The organism is Psychrobacter sp. VH5, from assembly GCF_050572635.1.
In the GTDB taxonomy this organism is placed as follows: domain Bacteria; phylum Pseudomonadota; class Gammaproteobacteria; order Pseudomonadales; family Moraxellaceae; genus Psychrobacter; species Psychrobacter celer.
In genome coordinates, this window is the sequence record NZ_CP192145.1 from 2,437,681 (window position 1) to 2,461,352 (window position 23,672).

Sequence of the window (23,672 nt, forward strand, 5' to 3'; positions counted from 1 at the left end):
GATTTGACCATATTTTGCCTATATTTTGGCGATGTTCTCAGTGATATCGCGATAACGCCCTAACAAGACTTTAATGGTGCTATATTCACGCCGTAGCGCTTGTTATGCTGGAGTGATTTTTATTTTATGTAAATACCACCTGCGCACAGCGCATCCATAGAAATATAAGACCAATCCCGCCATCGCACCGCTTATATGTTTCATTTAAGAGCGCTTTTCGGTAAGATAAGCGCATATCTTTTTTCTGTCTTTAGCCAAGTATGGCGACGCTGTCCTGCTTTGGCGATCGAAACCCAACGCTGTTAACACAAGTATCTGAGAAACCTCTATGGCCCTGTACCCTTACACGCTCCAACCCATCGCCTTAAACCTCACCGAGGCCGAATTTCATCAAGCACAGTATGAGCTGTTTGCCAGTGCGAGTCCCTCATTTGGTTTATCCAGTTTTAAGACCAAAGAGTGGGTCGTCATGGCCGTGGTCGTGATACTAGCGATTGCAGGTTTGGTGTTTGTCACAGGCTACTCTACGATTATCTTTTGGTTAATGCTGGTGGCCGTGGTGATTTATGTACTGGTGCGTACCCTTGGTTTTAAATGGTACGTCAAAAGAGAGTTTGAAAAACAAGTGGCTGATCAAGAAATGCCCGATGAGATGCGCCAGATGAAGCTGGGCGTACAAAAGCACGGACTGGTGATGGCCATGCCTGTCAATCAACCAGAGATGTTTAATAGCAATCAGATGCGCGGCATGCAGATGCGTGCAGGCCAAACTCAGCAAGCCGTCATTCCATGGACTGCTGTCAAAAGCTGGGATGAAACCGACGATTACATCTTTATGATGTTTGAAGTTAAAGGCCAACAAGGCAGCCAGATCGTCCCAAAACGCCTACAAGCGCAAAAGTTTCCGATCGATACCGTGCGTCAGCATCTCCAAGAAGTGGTACCTGTCAAAGGCTTAAACCCTGAAAGCTTGCAACCTCCTGCTTAATCATATTTTTTAGCAGCTTATGATACAAAAGCGCTCTATACCTCTAGGGCGTGCCTTGGTTATAAATAACCAATCATATAGTTAAAATTAATAAATTTAACTTATCTATGATGTTTTGCTATGATAGCCACCAGTAGAAGAAAAAAGGGTTTAGAAGTCCCCAAAAGTTAGCATGAGGACGGTACCTACTTTTGATAGCAGATACCTTTGTTTATGATACTGGCTATCGGCCGCCTCATAGGCAACTGATAGATGTTGTGGTGCGAGTATCGCCGTATCATTTATATTGTTATTTTTTTTGGTAAAACGGCTATATTGTATGAATGAGCATAGCCACGTAGCCTATGACTTGCTACACTCTTAGTCTTCTTTATTATCAAGCTTTTTAGTGGTTTTTTTGGTCATCTTTTTGGTGACTCAAGATTACGTACGCTACTAGGCTTTTAATACGACTTTTTATTGAACACTCAAACTATAAGGATAATATCATGAGTAATAATGCAACCAACCAGATTGGCCTAGAAAAAGCAGACATGAGCGAAGTCATCAGCAAGCTAAACGACTTACTATCAAGCTATCATATGTTTTATATCAACGTCCGTGGTTATCATTGGAACGTCAAGGGCGAGCACTTCTTTACTTTGCACCCACAGTTTGAAGAGCTATATACCAGCCTACAAGTAGAGATCGACGAAATCGCTGAGCGTATCTTGACATTAGGTGGTACGCCACTACACGCTTATAGCGACTTTGCTCAGCACACCAGCATCTCTGAAGACAAAAACGTCAAAGATGGCAATGCTTGTGTAAAAGGTGTGGTCACAGGCCTAAAAGCTTTGATCGAAGAGCAGCGCGACGTGTCATTAGTGGCCGAAAAAGCCGAAGACCAAGGCACAGCAGACTTGGTCGATGAATACGTACAACAGCAAGAAAAACTGATCTGGATGTACAACGCGTTTTTGGGCTAAGGCTATAAAATACGCTGCTTATACTTATACATAAGCACTAAAAATATAAGTACAAAAAACATAAGCATTAAAAAAGCACCCAATGGGTGCTTTTTTTTGGTTCAAAATACTTAGGCTGCTTATTTTTGAATCCACTGACGGATTTTTTCGCGCTCCGCAGGGGTCGCCTGTAGCCATAACTGCATAAAGCTATCAAGAGTATTACCGGTTTGCACAGCCGCTGGCACAGGTTGCGCGGTGCCTGTATTGACACTACTCTGGGCCGGCTGCTCTAAAGCGGCAATCGCTCGCTGGTTTTGTCGCTCGGCGTCACCTGCACCACCAAACACGCCGCCGATGGCTTTACCCAAGCCTGAGAACAGTCCGCCTTGTTGATTGCCGAGACTTTGCTGGCTGGCGATCACGGTATTATTTTGCTCTACAGCCAATGTCGGACGTTTGGCATACTCTCTCGCCGCTTCGTACGCTTCTGGCTGATCTGGCATGGTCAGACGATAGGTCTGATTGTCTGCTAATTGCGCGGTCACACTGACATTGCCTGAGCGCAAATAGTCGTGCTCATCACGGCGCAAGTTGTACAAACGGTCGTATTTGGCCGTAATCGCATGCGTACCAGGCTGCAACGTAAACTTCTTTGTGAGCGGCTGAAAGGCACTCTGCTGCACTTCTTGACCATTGATGGCAGTGACCTTGATATGATCATCGACCAACAGCGTCACGGCCGCGTGCGATAGCATAGAGACAGAACCTGCCCCTATAAGCAAAGCACTGGTGGTCAGTTTTTTTAACAAAGAAGCATGTGGTTTCATAAGTGGGTCCAGTAGTCATGTGGCGTTTTAGAGAATAAAGCGGGTTGGCAAACAGTTGATAAAAAATGGGTAAAAACCGTTGTTTTTTTGTATGACAGCGTATGGGGTTACTCATAACATACGCCGTTATTTATCGCGCATTCAAACTTAAAAAAAGCAATCAAACCTATTAGAAGTAAGAAACACACCGCCTAAAAGTCGAGTGGCATGGTATGTTGGTCTTGCTCTGCTGTGCTGCTATCTATTTGCGTCTCTTGCGCAATATCTGCCAGCTCAGCAGCCAGCGTTTGCTCATCGATGGTACGCAGCGCATCACTGATGACGGCTTTGGAGATATTGCTGCGACCAAGATTGGAAAACATAGGCTGAATATAATTGAGCACGTCCATCATCGCACCGATACGGTGTGGTCCGTCAGTCAGCAAGTGATCGATGATACGGTCGTCAAACTGCCAGCCGCGGCGGCGCAAGATAGATTGCAGTAGCGCTTGACGGTCAGCGAAGTCATGGCCATTAGGAACCTTAAAGGTCGGCGATTGAGCCAAACGCGTCAGCAAGTCCCTTAGCCCAAAGGGTAACTCACTTGCAGGTTTGTTGGCAGCAAACAATAGCTGGCGCTGCCCTTCTCGGCTACGATTGATCAGATGAAACAAAGCCTCTTGCCACTGGGTGCTTTGCTCTAGCACCTCCAAATCATCAATGGCGATTAAATCAAAGTTTTCTAACGACGAGAGGACATGGACATCTGTATGAATCAGCTCATTGAGCGACAAGCAGATAGCCGTCTTATCCATTTCTATATACGACTCACAAATAGCGGACAACAGATGAGACTTGCCTGTCGCAGGACTGCCAAACAGGTATAACTGACCGATCAGGCCGACATGTAGCTGCCTGACTGCATCAATAATCGACATCCAACCAGGACCTGCAAAATCGCTAAGACTTGCATCGTGCTTAATGTCCAGATTGAGACTTAGCTGTGCTTCTGCCATGAATCATCAACTCGGTTTGCGTAGCGCAATCACTAAAAAGGCTAAACGACTAATATTTTTAAACTGGCTTGGGTAGCTTGTGCTTTTATGAACGCTGACCCAAGCCAACCTAGGAACGATAAATACCGTGAATACTGCGCCTATATATAACATATTTGTAAAATGACTGACAAGTCTTTTACCCTTTACCTTGCATCAATCAGCATTTACGTTCATACAATCCACGTTATCCATGTTATAACTTTTATCACTCATCATTCGGGCGCATTCTCATTTTAAAATGGTGATAACCACGGGGTAAATCAAACACTAAGACATATGAATCATTGATCCTTAAACAATGTCAGTTGCTTATGGCCTTTATACAGATCGGTTGAGCGATAATAATCATACAAATGGCGAAACAACACATTCAGGACAGCTGACACAGGCAGTGCAATCAGCATCCCGACAAAGCCTAATAAGCTTGCCCCTGCCAATACCGCAAAGATAACCCACAGCGGCGATAGACCAATCTTATCCCCCAACAACAGTGGCTGTAGGATATAGCCCTCTGCTGCTTGCCCCACCAAAAACGCCCCAACAATCAATGCCAAATAGGTCCAGTCTAGCCCAAACTGAAACAAACAGGCGACAATGGCCGCGATAAAACCGATACCAAACCCCAAGTAAGGCACAAAACTTGCGATACCTGCCACCATCCCGATGATCAGACCCAGCTCAAGGCCGATAAGCTGCAACTGCACCGCATATATCGCGCCCAGTAGTACCATGACCAGCAGTTGACCTTTGATAAATGCCATCAATGCACGGTCGCACTCATGCGCTACCTGTAACACTTTTTTGCAATAGGGTGCTGGTATGGCCATCTTCCAAGTCTGCAACCGCTGATCCCAGTTGAATAAAAAATAAAAAGTCAAAATCGGTACCAATACGATAAGACCTGCATTGTTGATAAAATTCATACTAGAGGCGATGATTTGACTCATCATCGTACTGGCATCTGCAAACTTATAGTTCGTCTGCATATAGTCGACCAAGGTTTCAGAAAACCCTTTGGCTTCTAGCTCAGGCAAACGAATACGGCTGTTATTAGCAAACCATTCACGCACGACTTGATTGTACCAATTTAGCACCTTTGGCAGATAGTCCCAAGCCGCTTGCAACTGATGCCATAACGTCGGTACCAGCCACCAAAGCAGCAGCATCATACCCAGCGTGATGGTGGCATAGACAATGATAATCGCCACCCAGCGCTTGATATATTTCGATAGGCGCTTGACCAGCGGATTAAACAAGTACGCCAGTACAAAAGCAAAAACAAACGGAATAATGACTGGCATCATCAAATACAATAAAAAAAGCGCCACCACCATCGCCGCCACAATAAATAAGCGCCGAAAAAAAGGATCTATGGTTTGGTTTATCATGGTGGGTAACCCTGCGATTGGCTAATAAAAATAGTAAACAGTGATTGACAATAATTTTGCGTTCTATTATCGCAAAGTACAGCAAAAAATCCGTCATTTTTTGTTTCTTATATGATTGTAAGTAGTAACATGCCAGCAAAACCATATGGTGCAATCACAGGCAACACTCACTTTTAGTCAATTCACTATAGTCATGATGTTTTATAGTTTGATAAGGTTTTTTTGGCAAGTACTAACGATCTGGCGCAAACTGATGCAAATATAGCGAATAAGTGGCAAGTTGCTTTGCGAGTCAGGGCGGTTTTTGGGTATAATGCGCCCACGACCTTCAGAGTTATCATAACCAACTCGCTTTTTGACCCACCTTCATTCCTTATAAATTTTGTGAGATGACCATGAGTAACAAGCCTTCTTTAAGCTACAAAGATGCTGGCGTTGATATTGATGCTGGCGATGCGTTGGTTCAACGTATTAAATCAGTGGCAAAAGCCACCTCTCGCCCTGAGGTTGTGGGCGGACTTGGCGGCTTTGGAGCGCTTTGTCGTATTCCGACTGGTTACACCTCGCCTCTACTGGTATCAGGGACGGACGGTGTCGGCACTAAGCTTAAGCTGGCACTACAGCTTGATCGTCACGATACGATTGGTATTGATCTAGTCGCTATGTGCGTAAACGATCTACTTGTATGCGGGGCTGAGCCATTGTTTTTCTTAGATTACTATGCAACAGGCAAGCTGGACGTCGATGTCGCAGCGACTGTGGTCACTGGTATCGGCGATGGTTGTAAACTTGCAAACTGTGCACTTATCGGTGGCGAGACTGCTGAGATGCCAGGTATGTATCAAGACGACGATTATGACCTCGCTGGATTCTGCGTGGGCGTGGTTGAAGAGGCAGAAGTCATCACAGGCAAAAACGTCAGCGAAGGCGATGTATTGATCGCTCTTGCCTCTAGCGGCGCACACTCAAATGGCTACTCACTAGTGCGTAAAGTCATCGAAGTTAGCGGTATTGACGTGGCTACTAGCGATGAGCAACTAGATGGTCAACCTATTCAAGATGCCTTGATGGCACCGACTCGTATCTATGTTAAAGCCATCAAAGCGCTGCAAGATACCCTTGGCAGCTCAGCCTTGCATGCCATGTCGCATATCACCGGCGGCGGTCTGACTGATAATTTACCACGTGTATTACCAGATCATCTTGCTGCTAGTATCGATACTACTAGTTGGCAATTCTCAGAGCTGTTTAACTGGCTACAAACTGAGGGCAATATTAGTCAGGCTGAGATGTACCGCACCTTTAACTGCGGCGTTGGTTTTGTGATTGTGGTGCCAGAACAGCAGGCTGATAAAGCTATTGAGATCTTAAACGACAATGGTGAACAAGCTTGGCAAATCGGCGAAATGGTCAAACGTGAAGCCGATGCCGTGGTATACCGTTAATGTCATTTGATAAGACAAACCAACCTGTCAAACCATTACGCATTGCGGTTTTGGTATCAGGAAGTGGAAGTAATCTACAAGTGCTCATAGATGCCATGCAAGCAGGTGCGCTACCGATTGAAATCGTTGGTGTCATTAGTAATCGCTATGATGCTTATGCGTTAACACGTGCGACCGATGCAGCCATTCCGGTTGCTGTCTTGTCGCACGTTGCTAGTGGCAAACGCATGGGCATCAAAACCTTTGAAAAGCACGCCACCGCACAGCTTGAAGCGTGGCAGCCTGACTTGGTCGTTTTGGCAGGCTTTATGCGGGTATTGAGTGCAGACTTTATCGATAATGCGCCTGCACCGATGATTAACCTGCACCCATCGCTACTTCCCGCTTATAAAGGGCTAGACACGCATACCCGTGTACTCTGCTCAGGTGAGCGTGAGCACGGCTGTAGTATCCATGTGGTCACCGCCGAGCTGGATGCAGGACAAGTGTTAAGCCAAGCGGTCTTGCCTATTCGTCATACCGATACGCCTGATAGTTTGCAAAAGCGCGTACAAGTGCTGGAGCATCAACTATTGCCGTGGACGATATTACAAATCGCTATTGGCGGCGTGTCATTAACGCCAAGTGAGCAAGCCTCTAGCATTTTGCCTGCCCTGCCCTTACGTCTATTAATTGACGCTTAGTTGTTTTAAGATATTATTTTCACCCACACGAAAAAAACCCAGCTATTAAGTAGCTGGGTTTTTCTTTTTAGTCTTTAACAATTTTACGTGTTATTCACTGTTATTTTCCAAATACGTGTACTGCTTTAATGTTTACAAACTCTTTGATACCAAATCCACCGTGCTCGCGACCATAGCCTGAATTCTTCACACCGCCAAATGGCAATGCAGGATTGGCAAGACCGTAACCATTGATATATACCATACCCGTATCGAATTGCTCACTGGCTAAGCGAATCGCTTTTTCTTCATCTTTTGAGAAGATAGCGCCACCTAGACCGTAACGGCTGTCGTTGGCAATGCGCATGGCATCGTCGTCATCTTTAGCGCGAATCAATGACGCCACTGGGCCAAACAATTCATCGTCATAGGCAGGCTGGCCTTTTTCGACATTTTCTAAAATGGTCGCTGGATAATAGCTGCTTTTACCTTCTGGCAGCTCACCACCGACGGCAACGGTCGCGCCTTTTTTCACACTGTCTTCAACCTGCTCATGCAGTTTTTCTTGCAAGTCTTTACGCGCTAATGGACCGATATCTGAGCTGTCATCCATTGGATCGCCAGATTTTGTACCTTCAAATTTTTCTACGATACGCTTGCGGAATTCGTCATACACGCTATCGACCACGATGAAGCGTTTTGCTGCTACGCAAGTTTCACCGTTATTGACTAAACGGGCTTGGGTACAGGTCTCTACTGCGGTTTCTATATCGGCGTCTTCTAGTACGATAAAGGCGTCATTTGAACCGAGCTCTAGTACTGATTTTTTGATTGCTTTGGCCGCTTGTTGACCAACGATACGACCAGCAGCATCACTACCTGTGAGCGTTACGCCACGTACTTTGTCATTTTCAATCAATTTTTCTGATTGGTCATGATCAATCAAAATCGTACGGAATAAATCATTTGGTAGATCGGACTCATGGAAGATTTTCTCTATTAATAATCCAGAGCCTGTTACATTGGCAGCATGCTTTAATAAAACACTGTTACCGGCCATCAAGTTAGCAATGGCATAGCGAAAGACTTGATACGCTGGGAAGTTCCATGGCTGCATACCATAGATAACACCGATTGGCTGATAAGTCACGATACCTTTTTTCATGCTTTCGATATCTCGCTCATCATCTGCAAGCGCAGCAATACCATTTTCAGCAGTGTAATCACAAATTGCTTTACAGAGGTCTACTTCTTGCTGGCTTTGCCCATAGAGCTTACCGCGCTCTTCGGTCATAAGGCGAGACAGCTCTTCTTTATATTCCATCAGCTTGTCACCGATAGTTTGAATGATACGGCCACGCTCTTCATGGCTCACCGTACGCCATTCTAAAAATGCATTATGTGACGCATCAACAATTTTGTTAACTTCATCGTTGGTCATATAATCATAATTTTTAATGTCTTCGCCCGTGGCTGGGTTTACAGTAGTAATATCTGACATGTGGATGTCCTTGTTATTTGGTTTTATGTACTTAGTATTATTGTCACTTTTAATTTAATTGTTTGGTACTTTTGATTGTTTGGTGCTTCATCGATAGTACGATTAATTTTATCGGTAGGTCGTTTTCTATCTGTGGTTATAATAACAAGGTATTTGGCGAGGAGTTTTACAATATATTGTGAAGTGTGTTGAACGTGTTAATAATGTGACTGTCTTATTAAGAATGGCTAAATAAAAAAACCAGCCGAGTGGCTGGTTCATGGCATATAAACTCATAAGGACGACACAATTAAGCTGCCTGTCATGTGTTTTTTAAATCCCGAAAAATGCTATTAAAACAAATGGTTAATAACAGGAATCTCTTGTGGCGGGTTTTCTTCTTCAGCGACCACCTGACGCGCCACGTGCATGATCAGCTGACGCAGCCAGCGATGGGCTGGATGGTGCTGAAGTAATGGCGACCAAGCCATCGTCAGCTCAAATTCAGGAATAAAAAATGGCGGCTCTTCCATGATGATACTGTCGTTGTTGGCCTGCATACGAGCCACGCGTGTCGGCAAAGTGGCAATCAAGTCTTTATTTGCTGCGAGCATGGCTGGCATCTGATAATGGCGAGTAAAAACGCTGATTTGCCGTTTTTGACCCAAGCGCTGCAATGCTTGATCAATAGAGCCAAGTCCGCCAGACTTTTCAGGGTTGACCCCAAACCCAACCCCCATACCTGTTTTGGATACCCAAACGTGCTGAGCTTTTAGGTAGTTTTTTAGATTAAAGCGGTTGGCATAAGGGCTTTCAGAGGACAGCAGACAACTGAAGGTATCACGCCAGACCAGCACTTGGTGAAAACTCTGCGGTATCTCATTAAAGCGGTTTATCGCCAAATCCACACGCCCCTGCTCCATATCACGGTAGGAGACATCAGAGGGCGTCAAAAAGTCCAAAATGACGTTGGGTGCTTCCGAACGTAGTGCCTTCACTAGCCTCGGTACCAAAGTCGCTTCGGCATAATCTGATGTCATGATTCGAAACACGCGTGAGGTACTATAAGGACGGAATTCTGTGCGTGGTTCCAGCACTTGTGTCAAGTCAGCCAATATCTCACGAATACGTGGCTGCAGCTCCAATGCACGCTCCGTTGGCGTCATACCCTCAGACGAGCGCACCAATAATGGGTCATTAAACAGCTTGCGCAACCGCCGCAAAATATTGCTCATGGCAGGCTGGGTAATGCCAAGCTGCTCGGCTGCCCGCGTGACGTTTTTTTCTCGTAACAACACATCTAAATGTACCAATAAATTTAAATCTACCCGCTGCAAATTCATATATATTTCTCTTGGCTTTTGAATAAACACCTTTTATAAGCTCGGCATTTTTTGTGCAATTATGCTGACCATCAGCCTATAACTGCATAATATCGCTATTTATTTTATATTTTGCGTTAACGCCCACTGATGATAACGCGATTTACCAGTCGTAAGCCGCTGTTATCTATACATTATAACCCATAAAAATACTAAAGATAACTATCATAAATTAGATAAATCTTGGTAAGACAGTTATAGTGAATCCATAGATGATTTGCAACACGGACCACAACTATCCTGTTTGTGCGCTATTGATGCCGGTCTATCAGAGTCTGATGAGCCGGTCGTACAAGCCGCCAAACCGTGTTGACAAAAGATACATTTATGAAAGTTATTGCTGCGACAACGTTATAAAAATCCCAATCGCAGGCCAGTTGTCCAAAGGATATCGGTCATGGATTGCGACCAAACCCAGCGAATACGGCATTGAATATTGTAACATCTCTTATCGCCAATGATGACACTGCTGTCTAATAATTTAGCGTAAGCCCCTGAGCGATATATGGATACACCCCATTGTTATTGATATTTTACCCATCATCTGTCGACGACCAAGTTTAGTAGTTTACTTGTATTTGCGAGAAAGTTTGTTTAGGGTAACTAAGGCTTGAACAGATGCTCGAACGGATGACTGATGATGGTCTCTGCTCTGATAAGCCGCCGATAACACTCAAATAAAGCATCACGAGATGCGCTTATCTGGTCAGACACCATTAGCGTTATTTTAACACGGAATTTTTCGTTTTTTTTACACCCCACCAAGGAGACTATAGATGTCAACTGCATATAAATCAGCGATCGACTTAGTACGTGAATTAAAGCAAAAGCACGGTAACTGGCAGAATATCAGCGAGACTGATGCGGCACGTATGATGATGCAAAACCGTTTTAAAACCGGTTTGGATATCGCCAAATATACTGCAAAAATCATGCGTCAAGACATGGAAGACTATGACAATGATACGTCTCAATACACACAGTCTTTAGGTGCTTGGCACGGTTTTGTCGCTCAGCAAACCATGTATGCAAAGAAAAAATACTTTGGCACCACATCTAAAACCTACATCTATCTATCAGGCTGGATGGTAGCCGCCCTACGCTCTGAGTTTGGTCCACTACCTGACCAATCTATGCACGAAAAAACCTCTGTGCCAAAGCTAATCGAAGAGATCTACACGTTCTTGCGTCAAGCCGATGCTAAAGTACTAAACGACTACTTCCGTGAGCTAAACGCAGCTGAAGAAGCAGGTCAAGATACCTCAGCTATCTTAGAGAAAATTGAAAACTTCGAATCACACGTTGTGCCAATCATCGCCGATATCGACGCAGGTTTTGGTAACGAAGAAGCGACTTACTTGCTAACCAAGCAAATGATCGAAGCCGGTGCTTGTGCCATTCAGATCGAAAACCAAGTATCTGATGCCAAGCAATGTGGTCACCAAGCAGGTAAAGTCACTGTACCGCACGAAGACTACATCGCCAAAATCAATGCCATTCGTTACGCATTCTTAGAGCTTGGTGTCGAAGACGGTGTTATCGTTGCTCGTACTGACTCTGAAGGCGCATCGTTGACGCAAAAAATCCCAGTATCACAGGAGCCTGGCGACCTTGCTTCTCAGTACATTGACTTCCTAGAAATGGAAGAAATAAGCATTGAAGACGCAAATGAGAACGATAGCCTACTTAAGCATAACGGCAAACTAGTACGTCCAGTACGTCTGGCTAACGGCCTATACCAGTTCCGTGAAGACACTAACATCGACCGCGTTGTGCTTGACTGTGTGACTGCGCTTGAAAACGGTGCTGACCTACTATGGATCGAAACACCAACGCCAGATGTTGCCCACATCAAATCAATGGTAGATCGCATCAAAGAGCAGCAGCCAAAAGCCAAGCTCGTATACAACAACAGCCCATCATTCAACTGGACGCTAAACTTCCGTAAGCAAATAATCGCTCAGTGGGAAGAAGAAGGCAAAGACGTATCAAGCTATGACAAAGATAACTTGATGAGTAGCGATTACGACGGCACTGAGCTTGACGCTGCCGCTGACGTTGCTGCACAAAACTTCCAGCGTGATGCATCACGTGAAGCAGGTGTCTTCCATCACTTGATCACCCTGCCAACTTACCACACCACAGCGCTTAGCGTACATGAGCTTGCTAAAGGCTACTTTGGTGAAGAAGGCATGCTTGCTTATGCAGCTGGCGTACAGCGCAAAGAAATCCGCGAAGGTATCTCTTGTGTTAAGCACCAAGCCATGGCGGGCTCTGACTTAGGTGATGATCACAAAGAAATCTTCTCAGGTGACAACGCGCTAAAAGCTGGCGGCGAAAAGAACACCATGAACCAGTTCTAATCATCGACTACTTTTAAGTATAGCTGATACAAAAAGCCGTCCTACATACTGTAGGGCGGCTTTTTTATTGTCCTATCATCACGCATAGGATGGTAGACTAATAATCATTCGTCGTCATTATTAGGAGTCATTATGCAAGAGATCGAACTTAAGTTTTTGGTCCCAGAGGCACGGCTGAAAGGCTTGATGCGTCAAGCAAAAGTCAAATCCTCTCAAACCACACAAATGGCTGCCCACTACTATGACACCCCTGATCAGCAGTTGGCGCAAGCAGGGATTGGCCTACGCATTCGTAAAGAAGGCGATACATGGGTGCAGACCATCAAAGCTGGCGGCGATAGTCTGGCAGCTCGCCTAGAGCACAACGCCACCTTAGACCCTGAGCATGTACAAGCCATGCTCGCTGACAAAGCGCTTATGCCTGATTTGAGTATATATAAAGACACCGCCATCGCCCCTGCTCTTGCCGCCTTTAAGCTCAAAAAACTCACCAAAAAACTCACTCAACTGTATGTCACTGATGTCGAGCGCACCACCCGCCTGTTGATAGAAGACAATGATGAAGGCGCAGACAATCAGCTGGAGATGGCCTATGACTATGGAGAGATTGTCCACGGTAATGATGATGCACTGCGTGATCGTATTCAAGAAATTGAGTTTGAGCTGGTGTCAGGCGATATTGATTTTTTATTTACGACAGCCAAGGTCTGGTGTAAGCGTTATAAGCTGTGCTTATCTACCATCACCAAAGCCGAGCGCGGTGGTCTATTGATTACAAGACAAGCGCATAGCCCTGCTGTCACTGCTGATACTCAGCTTTCTCATATCGACAACCATATCAGCATGCCTGCGTTTGTACGGGCGGCGGTGCATCATTGCCTACTACATATACTGCCCAATAGCAGCGCCATCGTCTCTGGGCGCTATGATGACGCACATGTCTTGCAGCTAGCGATTGGTATCACTCGCCTGCACGCTGCTCTGCAAGCGTTTGCCAGCTTCTCTGATGAGATCAACCCTGATTGGTCACCCATACTAGAGCAAACTCAAGCGCTACTCAGTGACTATCAGCACCTTACTCATTTGGCCTCTACTGTAGAGCCACATTTACAGCAATATGGCGCGCCTGCTGTAGAATGGACGGCTGATATTGATGCTATGAAGGTACGGCCCATGGACGCTGTCTGTGCCAATGACTTTCAATTAACCTTACTGGAGCTGATTGCTTTTGCAATGAGTGATCCAGCACTTGAGACGCACGCGGACAAAAGCGCAAAAGAGGCGCTAACAGCCGTGCTCCTCAAGCAGCAAAAAGCATTTGTGCAAGCCGAGGAGCGGCTACAACATAAAAGATACCCATGCTTAGATGGCGCTGAGTCAGAAGAGAGCGACACCGACGATGCCAAGAAAAACGGCAGCGCCCAAGAGATGAAAGGCGTCCAAGACATGCAAGAGGGTCAGCAAGCCCTACTAGCGTTAAACCAGCAGGTGACGAGCTTATATTATGTCCATGAATTTGCCGCGCCTTTGCTCAAGACAGGCCACAAAAAAAAGAAAGTAAAAAAGAAGCTCAAGCGTCAGCGTAAGCACTTGCTCAAAGCAAAACAGGCACTGAGCCACTATGACGACGCCATGCGTGATGGCCAGCACTATCAGCAAAAATCAGCGACAGAGACGCGTGCGCTATTTGGCGCAGGCTGGTTTGCTGCTACCCTAAAGACCCAACATAAACCTCTTCAAAAACGTTTGGCCAAAGTCAAAAAATCGCTGATATCAATCTAAACCATTATGCTACATACAAAAAAACAGCTCACGGTCGATGAGCTGTCTTTTTATCATTGATATTAGTAACACAAGGCCACGTTATCATCAGGCAGGCCTAGGGCGTATGAAATTACTGGCTCTCTTATAGACCCAGTACTTTCATACGCTCATTGACCGGCTCATAGGTTTTTTCGCCAGCAGGGGCTTTGATATTACCAAATGGCATCTGCGCTATCAGCTCCCAACTGTCCGGAATAGCAAACGCTGCCGCGGCATCTTCATCTACCAGTGGGTTATAATGCTGTAGGTTGGCACCGATATCCAGCGTACTCAGCTCTGTCCACATGGCATACTGGTGCATGGCTGAGGCTTGCTCTGCCCAAATAGGGAAACGCTCAGCATATAAAGCAAACTGCTCTTGTAATGATTTGGTCACGTTTCGGTCTTCATAAAACAAGACAGTACCCGCCGCCGCTCGAAAGGCGTCCAGCTTTTGCTGACTGCCTGAAAAGTCACCGTCGCCGACCGCTGCCCGCAGTTTTTCTTCAGCGATGTCCCACAGCTTTTGGTGCTCGTCACCAAACAACACCACCAGACGCGAAGACTGCGAGTTAAAGGCTGAAGGCGTATGCAAAAGCACTCGCTCTGCCATGTTGATAATCGCTTGCGGCGCGACTGGTAATTCATTGCCCAATGCATATACCGAACGGCGCTCATCAAAAGCTTGTTGTAACGTGACTAGACTTTCTTGAGACATGATCATTATCCTTATCGTAAAAGACATCATAAGTGAGCGATATCTGGCACGACACGCTCACTTTTAATAAGGCAAATATTATATCAATATGCTAAATAATATCTAGTCTCTATAAAGTTAATTTTATCAATCACTCTATAAAGTTATTCTGCTTGATGTTGCAATGTATCTGACACGCTTGATTGATCAAAGCCATTATCTGCCCATCTACGCTGCCACGATAGACACAGGCGTACCTTCCTTGACTTGCGCAAATAACGCTACGATGTCGTCATTACGCATACGCACGCAGCCATGCGAGCGCGCAACGCCCATCGGCTCGGTGTCAGGGGTGCCATGAATATAGATATAGCGCTGATAGGTATCACAGCCACCTTGGGCATTACAGCCTTTATTGTACCCTTCCTCGAGACCACTTAACCATAGAATGCGGCTTAGTATCCAGTCGCGCTCAGGGTATTGCTTTCCGAGCGCATCATCATAGATCTCCCCAGTTGGCACCCGTCCGACAAACACAGCATTGATCGGCGCATTGCCACCTATTTTTTGAGCAATGACATGCTCGCCAAGCGGCGTACAACCGCTATCTTGCTGGCTGCCGATACCGTTTTTGGCGGTAGATACGGCGTATTGCGCTATTTTTTTATCATATTGGTAGAGTGTTAAGGCTTGTTGAGCAATATTAATCACCAAATGCATATCAAGGTTTTCATGATTTTTCATAGGATATATCCAGCGGTCAGTCATCTAATTGACATCTTTGCCAACCGCGTTGTAAGTCAATGGATTGAATTTTTCTATTGTTAAGGGATTGTGCCGAGACATTTGGCACCGTAATATAGGGGCACACTTTTTGATGCTAGCAGATTATGACGACTATTTCACCGACACGTGTGTCGATGTATGATTTTTTATATCATGATACCCAGCCGATGGTATCACTTTTGGCAGATGCCGCCCAGCTTTCACTACCGCAGGCGCGTTTAGCGATGGATGCCAGCCTACAAGCTATTGTCAGTGCGCTCCTCGCCTATCAGCAGCGCTATCAAGGACAGGCGGTCAGCAAAAAGCTATTTGGGCGCGGCGCGGTCAAAGAGCTACGCCAATACAACTCGATGAACTTTGCGACGTTAGGGGCGACGTTGTACCATCGCCACGACGCTGCCGATGCGATATTTAGCGATAGTGCCCGAGTCATCAAAGCCAGTGAGCGCATTGCTTCTCAGATAAAAGCCACCTCGCCACAAGTACAAATTTTGCTCACGTCTTTGTGCGTGATTGCACTACGTGAGCTGGCTATCTTAGCAGATTATAGTCAGCTAGATAATGATGAGATCGATAAGTGGTTTGCGCTGCAGCCGCAGTTTTTGGCAGCTGAGCGTTTTGCGCAGGCTCATACGTCTAAGACAGTCGCCGCACAAGAACCGAGCCAACATGACAGTATAGACACGCCGTCTGCTGCGACAGAATCATCACCTGTAAACGCTGCCGAGCGCCGTCTATTGAGTAGCGCGCCGCTATCTAGCGTGCCCCCGATTTTTGACCCTTATTGGTATGAGCTGACTGGGTTTAGACCTGACAATCAAAGCCCTGTACAAGATATGCAGCTAGCCACTGGCAACTACCTTAAGGCCATCGGCCGCTCACCTGACAATGTCCAGCAAGGTCATCACAATGACATGCTGGTCTTTGCCCAAATGTCTGCCATCGCGCTACCACATCAGCGCTGGCTATTACAGCTGGCAAAGATATCTGATATCTATTTGAGCCGCAATCGCCTACGCATAACTTCCGAGCCTGCCAATCCACCAAAGCCGCCTTTGGTCAGTTTAGGGTTAATCGGCGGTAATAACGATAACACTCCGGCCACCATCAGCGAAAAACCAATTGAATATGACGCGGCCACGCCACTTTGGAAAAACCCCGTTATCCTTTTGATCGTCACTGTGATCGGTGTCCTTGGTGCTCTTGCGATGCTCAAATATCAAAACCAAAAGTCAGACGGTATGGTGCTGGCAACCGAGGAAGTCATAGAGCAAGACCGCCTAAAAGAGCGTCAGCAGCAAGATGTCGCCATCGTTCGAGTAGACGATGACGAGACTGCACCCGCAAATGATCAACAAACCAAATAGACAATATTTTTTTATGACCACCTCTATAACATCCTTATAACATCTTCATAATACTGTCATAAAAAAAAACAGAGGCCGCTATCGATAGCGGCCTCTGTTTTATATTTTATATAATGACGTGCTTTTTGATGATCAAGTTATCAAAAGCAGCGTAAGCGCTTATTTTGATAAATCACGACCGCGGCTGGCTTCGATGGCCAAACGCAAGCCGTTTAGACGGATAAAACCTTCTGCGTCTTTTTGATCATATGCGCCCGCATCATCTTCAAACGTGGCAATTTTTTCATCAAATAGTGAGTTATCTGACTTACGACCAACCACGCTCACCGCGCCTTTATACAGCTTCACACGTACCGTACCATTGACATACTCTTGTGATTTGTCAATCAATGCCTGTAGCATCATGCGCTCAGGGCTAAACCAGTAGCCATTGTAGATGATTTTTGCATAGCGCGGCATCAGCTCATCTTTTAGATGCGCCGCTTCACGATCTAGGGTCAGCGACTCGATACCGCGATGCGCTTTTAGCATGATGGTACCCGCTGGCGTCTCGTAGCAGCCGCGCGACTTCATACCGACATAGCGGTTTTCGACGATATCCAAACGACCGATACCGTGCTTGCCGCCTAGCTCATTTAGCTTAATCATTACCTCATATGGCTTAAGGCGCTCACCATCGATAGCAACGATATCCCCTTTCTTGTATTCAAGCTCAAGATATAACGGCTCATCGGGCGCCTCTTCTGGGCTGACCGACCAGCGCCACATATCTTCTTCTGCCTCAGCGTATGGGTCTTCTAAAATACCGCCTTCATAAGAGATATGCAGTAGGTTGGCATCCATTGAGTAAGGCGATTTTTTCTTATTGCCAGCATAGTCAATGGCAATATTATGCTCTTTGGCGTATTGCATCAAGCTCTCACGACTTGACAAGTCCCACTCACGCCACGGCGCAATAGTCACAACATCAGGTGACAACGCGACCGCCCCAAGCTCAAAACGTACCTGATCGTTCCCTTTACCTGTAGCACCGTGACTGATGGCATCGGCGTTGTGCTCTTTGGCAATCTCAACCAAACGCTTGGCGATGAGCGGACGGGCAATAGACGTACCGAGTAAGTACTCGCCTTCATAGATGGCATTGGCACGAAACATCGGGAAGACATAATCACGCGCAAACTCTTCGCGCAAATCTTCGATATAGATATTTTTGATGCCCATGGCTTGGGCTTTGGCACGGGCCGGCTCAACTTCTTCGCCTTGACCGATATCAGCGGTAAAAGTAATCACCTCAGCATCATAGGTTTCTTGCAGCCATTTAGCGATGATGGAGGTATCAAGACCACCTGAATAAGCCAATACGATTTTATTAATATTTTTTGGATCAAGTTGAGCCATGAATAACTCCTATTATAAAGTTTTGATGATGAGAATTGAGTGGGGATAAAAGCGCTAATCGTAGACAAAAAATAAGCCACCTGCTCAGTGTACATCATATTTACTATGGGCAAAAGTACCACTGCTCCGTGCGGCGCGCTTTTGCGTTAAATCTCAAATAAATATATTTTGGCGGTAGTTATTTGGCATGCCAGCTAGGTCGTTGCCCTCCTGTCTCTTTTATTGACTATATCTGGTCACATATTTAGTCAAGTAGGCAAATCTGTTATGATAGTCGGGCAGTATCACTCCCTTTTATTTCCCGTATATGACGATATAGAGCGCGACGACCTTATGACTGATTCGATTAGAGAGTTGACCATTCTTCAGCCAGACGATTGGCACATTCATTTGCGCGACGGCAAGGCATTGGGCACGACCGTGCCACATGCTGCAGGTAGCTTTAACCGTGTCATTTGTATGCCAAACCTTGTCCCCCCTGTCAAAACTGTCGATGATGCCCGCGCGTATCGTGAGCGTATCATGACGCACTTGCAAAACAGCGACATAAGCGCTGAGCGCATTGCAGCGTTTGACCCCCGCATGACGTTATACCTCACAGACAACACCACGCCACAAGACATCGAGATGGCCGCAAAATCCGGTATCGTCCAAGCGGTCAAACTTTATCCGGCAGGGGCCACGACCAACTCGGCTGATGGTGTCACTGACATCAGTGCATGCGTCGATGTGTTTGAAACGTTAGAAAAATACGACTTGCCGTTATTGTTACATGGTGAGGTGACGCAAGATCACGTGGATATTTTTGACCGCGAAAAGCGGTTTTTAGACGAGGTATTGGCACAAATCATCGTCAAATTTCCCACCCTAAAAATCGTCGTCGAGCACATTACCACCAGTGACGCCGCTGATTTTGTCTTGGCACAAGGCAATCATATTGCCGCGACCATTACCCCGCAGCATCTGATGTTTAACCGCAATCATTTGCTGGTCGGTGGTATCAAGCCGCACTTTTACTGCTTACCTATCTTAAAGCGTGAAAGCCATCAAAAAGTCCTGTTAGACGTGGCAACAAGTGGCAATCCAAAGTTCTTTTTGGGCACTGACTCCGCCCCGCACGCAACCGACAAAAAAGAAGCCACGTGCGGCTGTGCCGGCTGCTATAGCGCCTCTATCGCGTTGCCGTTATATGCCACCGCCTTTGACAGTGTCGGCAAGATAGACAAACTAGAAGGCTTCGCCAGTCGTTTTGGCGCACAGTTCTATGGTCTGCCTGTCAACCAAAGCACCATCACCCTTGTAAACACTCCAATGCAAGTGCCAAACGCTTATCCGTATTTTGACGGCACTTCTTTGACACCGCTGCTGGCGGGCGAGACACTCCCTTGGTCGATTAAAGACTAATTCGACTAAAAACTAATTCAACTAAAGACTAAGTTGATTAAAAAATAAGCCAACTCAAGAATAAGTGGCAGCGGATGCTAAAACCCGCGCTTTTATTTGCTATCCGACGATATCGACGCTACCTTGATTACCTAAAGCGTGGCTGAGATCGTAGGATGGTTTTTTAGTGATTGTTTATTCAACTTAATAATTATTTATTCAATATAACAGCACGACTGACAAAAGTGATTTAACGTGATATGACCATTCAAAACGATACCGCCTTACCCCGCAACCCTGAGCACACACCGGCGACTAGCGCAGATAGCACTGCAGGTTCGTCAGATGAGCAAGCACCACTGAGCCTAAAAGACCGGTTTCGTAAATTTTTGCCTGTCGTCGTCGATGTGGAGACAGCAGGGTTTAACGCGCAAACAGATGCGCTACTAGAGATTGCCTGCATCCCTATCTTACTCAATGAGCAGGGCGTGTTTTATCCAGGAGATGCGCTCAACGCCCATATCGAACCCTTTGAAGGAGCAAACCTAGAGCCGAGTGCGCTGGCATTTACCGGCATAGATCCCAAAAATCCCATGCGCAAAGCCATCGCCGAAGACGAAAAGACTGCCTTGCGGCGTATCTTTAAAGGTTTAAAAGAAGTCAGACGCGCAGAGGACTGTCGTCAGTGCGTGCTTATCGGTCACAATGCCCATTTTGATTTGGCGTTTTTAAATGCCGCAGTGCTACGTACCAATAGCAAAAACCACAATCCTTTTCATAACTTTTCGGTATTTGACACCGTGACACTGTCGGCCCTTGCTTTTGGTCAGACGGTACTGGCACGAGCCTGTAAAGCGGCAGGGTTAGAGTTTGATGGTAAAGACGCGCACTCAGCGCTATACGATACGCAAAAAACTGCCGAGCTTTTTTGTCATATCTTAAACAGCTACCCCATGCTCGCAAATGCCATGGCTACTGAGCCTACCGAAACTGACACCGCTACGCAAACTGACAAATAAGCCTTTAATCACATATCCTATATTGTTATGCCCTCATAATAATGCTATTGGTAAGACTAGCTGACTTTACCCTCTTGGTGCTTTAGTCGAGAAGGATATGAGAATAAAAACAGTACGCTGACGTGCCATACCAGCCTACTGCTTAGTGTTCTTATCACCCTACAGATGGTCAAAGTCGCCCACACGTCCTTGCAGTATGTGAGTCATCACTGCAAGGCTTGATAGGAGGGACTCTACTATGGATCCACAGCTCAAGTTATGGGGCACCATCCTCGGTTATATGCTACTAGCCCTGACCATCAGCGCTTGCACTTCTCTATGGATTCGGCATCATTTAAAGCGCAAAGACCTGCATCCGCGCCGTGCTATCAAAAAAAGATATTTAATTTTAAAAAGACGAAGAAAAAGGCTTGACAGAAAACGCAGACGCCATTAAAATACGCACCACTTCAGCATAAATGGTGAAAGCAGCTGAGGTATTGTTACTAGTCCCCATCGTCTAGAGGCCTAGGACACCGCCCTTTCACGGCGGTAACGGGGGTTCGAATCCCCCTGGGGACGCCACTATAAGGCGTCACTTATTAGCCCTTTTACTTAGCATAAGATAAGACTGATAAGCGCACCACCAAAAAGCCCGACTCATAACATATTATGAGTCGAGCTTTTTTTATGTTTGTTTTTTGACTCAATGACTCGGTATAGTTAAGCAAGCCACACCCTTTTTTTCTAACGAGCCACCCTTTTTCTAACTTTTAAGTTCTAGACTCGACGTACTCCCACCGCCAAAATTAAACGCTATCTGTCTGATAGATAGACACAAAAAAGCCAGCATCTATTGCTGGCTTTTTTGTGTTTGCAAGTTTAAAGTTGGCTACACACCGCTTATAGTCCGGTCAAATAAATAAGATATAGCGAAGCTGGAATAAAGGCTGGTATAAATCTTTGCCGTACCCGTCGGCGCAGGCTAACTTCCTACCAGATTTTATCTGATAGCATCAGCCACAACAATGCGACGACTATCATCGAGCCCAATACCGTTTGAATCAAAAAAAACGCTTGATGCTGACCGACTACTTTACTTAAGGTTACCCCTAAGGTACTGTACTTGATCGGCCGGGCATCAGTATTGCCTATTCTGATTTGTTCTTCGTAGTAGTTTTGCAAAATATCCAAAAACCTGTGCCACTCATCAGCACTCCAGCTATAGGGCTTAAACGGCATCAGCTTTTTCAACTCGGGGTCTCTTGTCATCCAGCGCTCAAGTGTGATAGAGCGCAGCGACCAGCTCGAAAAACGGCGCTCATCAATCGCTGAAAAATCCAAAATTTCCATGTCTTTGTGTCGCTCATCTGCCAACAAGCGATTTTTCAGATTGGTCAAAGCTTGCTCCGACCCCTCTACACATTGCAAAAAATACCCATTTCCATAGCAAAGGATACCAGTAATCTCATCCGTTTGGTTACGTTCAATCGCAATCTCTGAGATGTCATTAAGTGTACTGGGACTTGACAGACCAGTCGAAGTAATCCGGCTGATGTACACCAGCTGGCAAAGATCCGTCGTTACTGGATTTGTCGAATCATTGATTATTGACAATCCGCTTCTCCCTATATTTAGGTTAATGTAGCTAAGACAACCATACTAACGTTAAAAAAAATCTAGAGACAAGACAATCAAAAGTCATCAACTGGCTTGTTATATTATTGATTTTATAAGTATTTATATCAATTGTATTAAGTTAGTTACATCATAGGCTATTTTCGTCATTAAAGCAACCTATGTTTACCTTATAAGTTTGGTTATAGATAAATAATGATATGTTAGTACGCCTTACATTCACTAAAACAAATATAATAGAAGTATCGCTTTGTATTTTTTGCAGCGATAATATACGGTTGTATCAAAAAATCAAGGGGGTTAATAAAGCTGATGGTTCTAGCGTCTACGTAAAAGCTACCAAGGTAAAAGCTATCAAGTTTGTAGACTCAAGATAGCAGAGAGCAAGGCGGCATCATCAGGATACGTCAATTTGATATTTTGGCGACTGCCAGCCACCAAGCGGATGGGTAACCTCAAAGACTCAAAAGCACTGGCTTCATCCGTGATTGCTATCTGCTGTTCACTGACATGCTGTAGGACTTTTTGTAATTGGTCTAGGCGAAAGACTTGCGGCGTTTGTGCTTGCCATATATTGCTGCGATCAAGCGTTTTCGCAATATAAGTAGGCAGCCCCACGTCTTGTACATAGGAGTGCTTGAGGGTATCAGCGACTGGCGTCGCTAAGATGGCGCCATACGGCTCATGCATCGCCGCCGTAATGACCTTATCAATATCACAACTGGGCACCGCTGGGCGCGCAGCATCATGGATCAAGACCAAATCGGTGTCTGCAGCACCTGACTGCCGAATGGCCTCCACGCCCGCCTGCACCGACTGCCAACGCTCAGCACCGCCAGTGGCGTACTGTACCGGCAAGGCAAAATTGAGCGTTTGCGCAGTGGTGTCGTCCGCAGCGATGACCAACCAGCACTGCTCGATAAAGGCACTACAAGCGAGCCGCTCCATGCTATGCTGCAGCAATGTCTGGCCTTGAAACAAGGTATACTGCTTGGCCATAGACGCACCAAAGCGACTGCCGCGACCAGCAGCAACGATCATGGCATGTATGCGAGGAGTGGTATTCATGAGCCAAGGCCT

At 45.9% G+C, this 23,672-nt stretch carries 19 protein-coding genes and 1 tRNA gene; 10 read left to right on the top strand and 10 right to left on the bottom strand.

Going from position 1 to position 23,672, the window contains the following annotated elements; all coding sequences use genetic code 11:
• The first annotated feature begins 328 nt into the window (after positions 1-328).
• Together ACNFVB_RS10190 and ACNFVB_RS10195 are read left to right on the top strand one after the other, a co-directional pair.
• Positions 329-988, top strand: coding sequence for a YcxB family protein (locus tag ACNFVB_RS10190; RefSeq protein WP_075100597.1), 660 nt, complete (start codon positions 329-331; stop codon positions 986-988).
• A gap of 488 nt (positions 989-1,476) precedes the next feature.
• The gene (locus ACNFVB_RS10195; RefSeq protein WP_105243933.1) at positions 1,477-1,956 is read left to right on the top strand and encodes a Dps family protein; all 480 of its coding nucleotides are present in this window, start codon (positions 1,477-1,479) and stop codon (positions 1,954-1,956) included.
• 119 nt (positions 1,957-2,075) lie between these two features.
• Here the strand turns inward: ACNFVB_RS10195 and ACNFVB_RS10200 are convergent, their stop codons facing one another.
• From ACNFVB_RS10200 to ACNFVB_RS10210, 3 genes are all read right to left on the bottom strand, one after another.
• Positions 2,076-2,765 carry a DUF2057 family protein gene (locus tag ACNFVB_RS10200; RefSeq protein ID WP_289054816.1) on the bottom strand — a complete coding sequence of 230 codons (690 nt, stop codon included), beginning with the start codon at positions 2,763-2,765 and terminating at the stop codon, positions 2,076-2,078.
• A gap of 191 nt (positions 2,766-2,956) precedes the next feature.
• Positions 2,957-3,760, bottom strand: a complete 804-nt coding sequence (gene hda, locus ACNFVB_RS10205) for a DnaA regulatory inactivator Hda (protein WP_105243935.1) — start codon at positions 3,758-3,760, stop codon at positions 2,957-2,959.
• Positions 3,761-4,083: 323 nt separating this feature from the next.
• The gene (locus ACNFVB_RS10210) at positions 4,084-5,190 is read right to left on the bottom strand and encodes an AI-2E family transporter (protein ID WP_100749790.1); all 1,107 of its coding nucleotides are present in this window, start codon (positions 5,188-5,190) and stop codon (positions 4,084-4,086) included.
• 395 nt (positions 5,191-5,585) lie between these two features.
• Here ACNFVB_RS10210 and purM point away from each other — a divergent pair, with 395 nt between their 5' ends.
• Positions 5,586-6,635, top strand: coding sequence for a phosphoribosylformylglycinamidine cyclo-ligase (purM, locus tag ACNFVB_RS10215; protein WP_430737412.1), 1,050 nt, complete (start codon positions 5,586-5,588; stop codon positions 6,633-6,635).
• Positions 6,635-7,318, top strand: a complete 684-nt coding sequence (purN, locus tag ACNFVB_RS10220) for a phosphoribosylglycinamide formyltransferase (RefSeq protein WP_430737413.1) — start codon at positions 6,635-6,637, stop codon at positions 7,316-7,318. The genes purM and purN overlap by 1 nt, the downstream gene beginning before the upstream one ends.
• A gap of 100 nt (positions 7,319-7,418) precedes the next feature.
• Here purN and ACNFVB_RS10225 read toward each other — a convergent pair whose 3' ends face one another.
• Together ACNFVB_RS10225 and ACNFVB_RS10230 are read right to left on the bottom strand one after the other, a co-directional pair.
• Complete coding sequence (locus ACNFVB_RS10225) at positions 7,419-8,798, bottom strand: NAD-dependent succinate-semialdehyde dehydrogenase (protein ID WP_430737414.1); 1,380 nt, start codon at positions 8,796-8,798, stop codon at positions 7,419-7,421.
• A 332-nt stretch (positions 8,799-9,130) separates the two neighbouring features.
• Complete coding sequence (locus tag ACNFVB_RS10230; protein WP_071002118.1) at positions 9,131-10,120, bottom strand: LysR family transcriptional regulator; 990 nt, start codon at positions 10,118-10,120, stop codon at positions 9,131-9,133.
• Positions 10,121-10,935: 815 nt separating this feature from the next.
• On the opposite strand from ACNFVB_RS10230, the gene ACNFVB_RS10235 reads away from it, so the two are divergent.
• On the top strand, positions 10,936-12,522 hold the full coding sequence (locus tag ACNFVB_RS10235; protein WP_334221911.1) for an isocitrate lyase: 1,587 nt from the start codon (positions 10,936-10,938) through the stop codon (positions 12,520-12,522).
• A gap of 132 nt (positions 12,523-12,654) precedes the next feature.
• On the top strand, positions 12,655-14,304 hold the full coding sequence (locus tag ACNFVB_RS10240; protein WP_430737415.1) for a CYTH domain-containing protein: 1,650 nt from the start codon (positions 12,655-12,657) through the stop codon (positions 14,302-14,304).
• Between the two features lie 124 nt (positions 14,305-14,428).
• On the opposite strand, the gene ACNFVB_RS10245 is transcribed toward ACNFVB_RS10240, so the two are convergent.
• Together ACNFVB_RS10245 and ACNFVB_RS10250 are read right to left on the bottom strand one after the other, a co-directional pair.
• On the bottom strand, positions 14,429-15,043 hold the full coding sequence (locus ACNFVB_RS10245) for a nitroreductase family protein (RefSeq protein ID WP_430737416.1): 615 nt from the start codon (positions 15,041-15,043) through the stop codon (positions 14,429-14,431).
• Positions 15,044-15,250: 207 nt separating this feature from the next.
• Positions 15,251-15,766 carry a L,D-transpeptidase gene (locus tag ACNFVB_RS10250; RefSeq protein WP_105246361.1) on the bottom strand — a complete coding sequence of 172 codons (516 nt, stop codon included), beginning with the start codon at positions 15,764-15,766 and terminating at the stop codon, positions 15,251-15,253.
• A gap of 146 nt (positions 15,767-15,912) precedes the next feature.
• Here ACNFVB_RS10250 and ACNFVB_RS10255 point away from each other — a divergent pair, with 146 nt between their 5' ends.
• Entirely contained in the window at positions 15,913-17,175 is a 1,263-nt protein-coding gene (locus tag ACNFVB_RS10255) for a hypothetical protein (protein WP_430737417.1), read from the top strand.
• A gap of 159 nt (positions 17,176-17,334) precedes the next feature.
• On the opposite strand, the gene ACNFVB_RS10260 is transcribed toward ACNFVB_RS10255, so the two are convergent.
• Positions 17,335-18,573: an argininosuccinate synthase gene (locus tag ACNFVB_RS10260; RefSeq protein ID WP_430737418.1), complete on the bottom strand. Its 1,239-nt coding sequence runs from the start codon at positions 18,571-18,573 to the stop codon at positions 17,335-17,337.
• A 333-nt stretch (positions 18,574-18,906) separates the two neighbouring features.
• On the opposite strand from ACNFVB_RS10260, the gene pyrC reads away from it, so the two are divergent.
• From pyrC to ACNFVB_RS10275, 3 genes are all read left to right on the top strand, one after another.
• Positions 18,907-19,977, top strand: coding sequence for a dihydroorotase (gene pyrC, locus ACNFVB_RS10265; protein ID WP_430737419.1), 1,071 nt, complete (start codon positions 18,907-18,909; stop codon positions 19,975-19,977).
• A gap of 239 nt (positions 19,978-20,216) precedes the next feature.
• A complete protein-coding gene (gene rnt, locus ACNFVB_RS10270) occupies positions 20,217-20,975 on the top strand; it encodes a ribonuclease T (RefSeq protein WP_192995788.1) in 759 nt (252 codons plus the stop codon).
• Between the two features lie 488 nt (positions 20,976-21,463).
• Positions 21,464-21,539 (top strand) — tRNA-Glu (locus ACNFVB_RS10275).
• Between the two features lie 408 nt (positions 21,540-21,947).
• On the opposite strand, the gene ACNFVB_RS10280 is transcribed toward ACNFVB_RS10275, so the two are convergent.
• Both ACNFVB_RS10280 and ispD read right to left on the bottom strand, forming a co-directional pair.
• Complete coding sequence (locus tag ACNFVB_RS10280; RefSeq protein ID WP_430737420.1) at positions 21,948-22,571, bottom strand: BLUF domain-containing protein; 624 nt, start codon at positions 22,569-22,571, stop codon at positions 21,948-21,950.
• Positions 22,572-22,946: 375 nt separating this feature from the next.
• A complete protein-coding gene (ispD, locus tag ACNFVB_RS10285; protein WP_430737421.1) occupies positions 22,947-23,660 on the bottom strand; it encodes a 2-C-methyl-D-erythritol 4-phosphate cytidylyltransferase in 714 nt (237 codons plus the stop codon).
• Between the last annotated feature and the right edge of the window lie 12 nt (positions 23,661-23,672).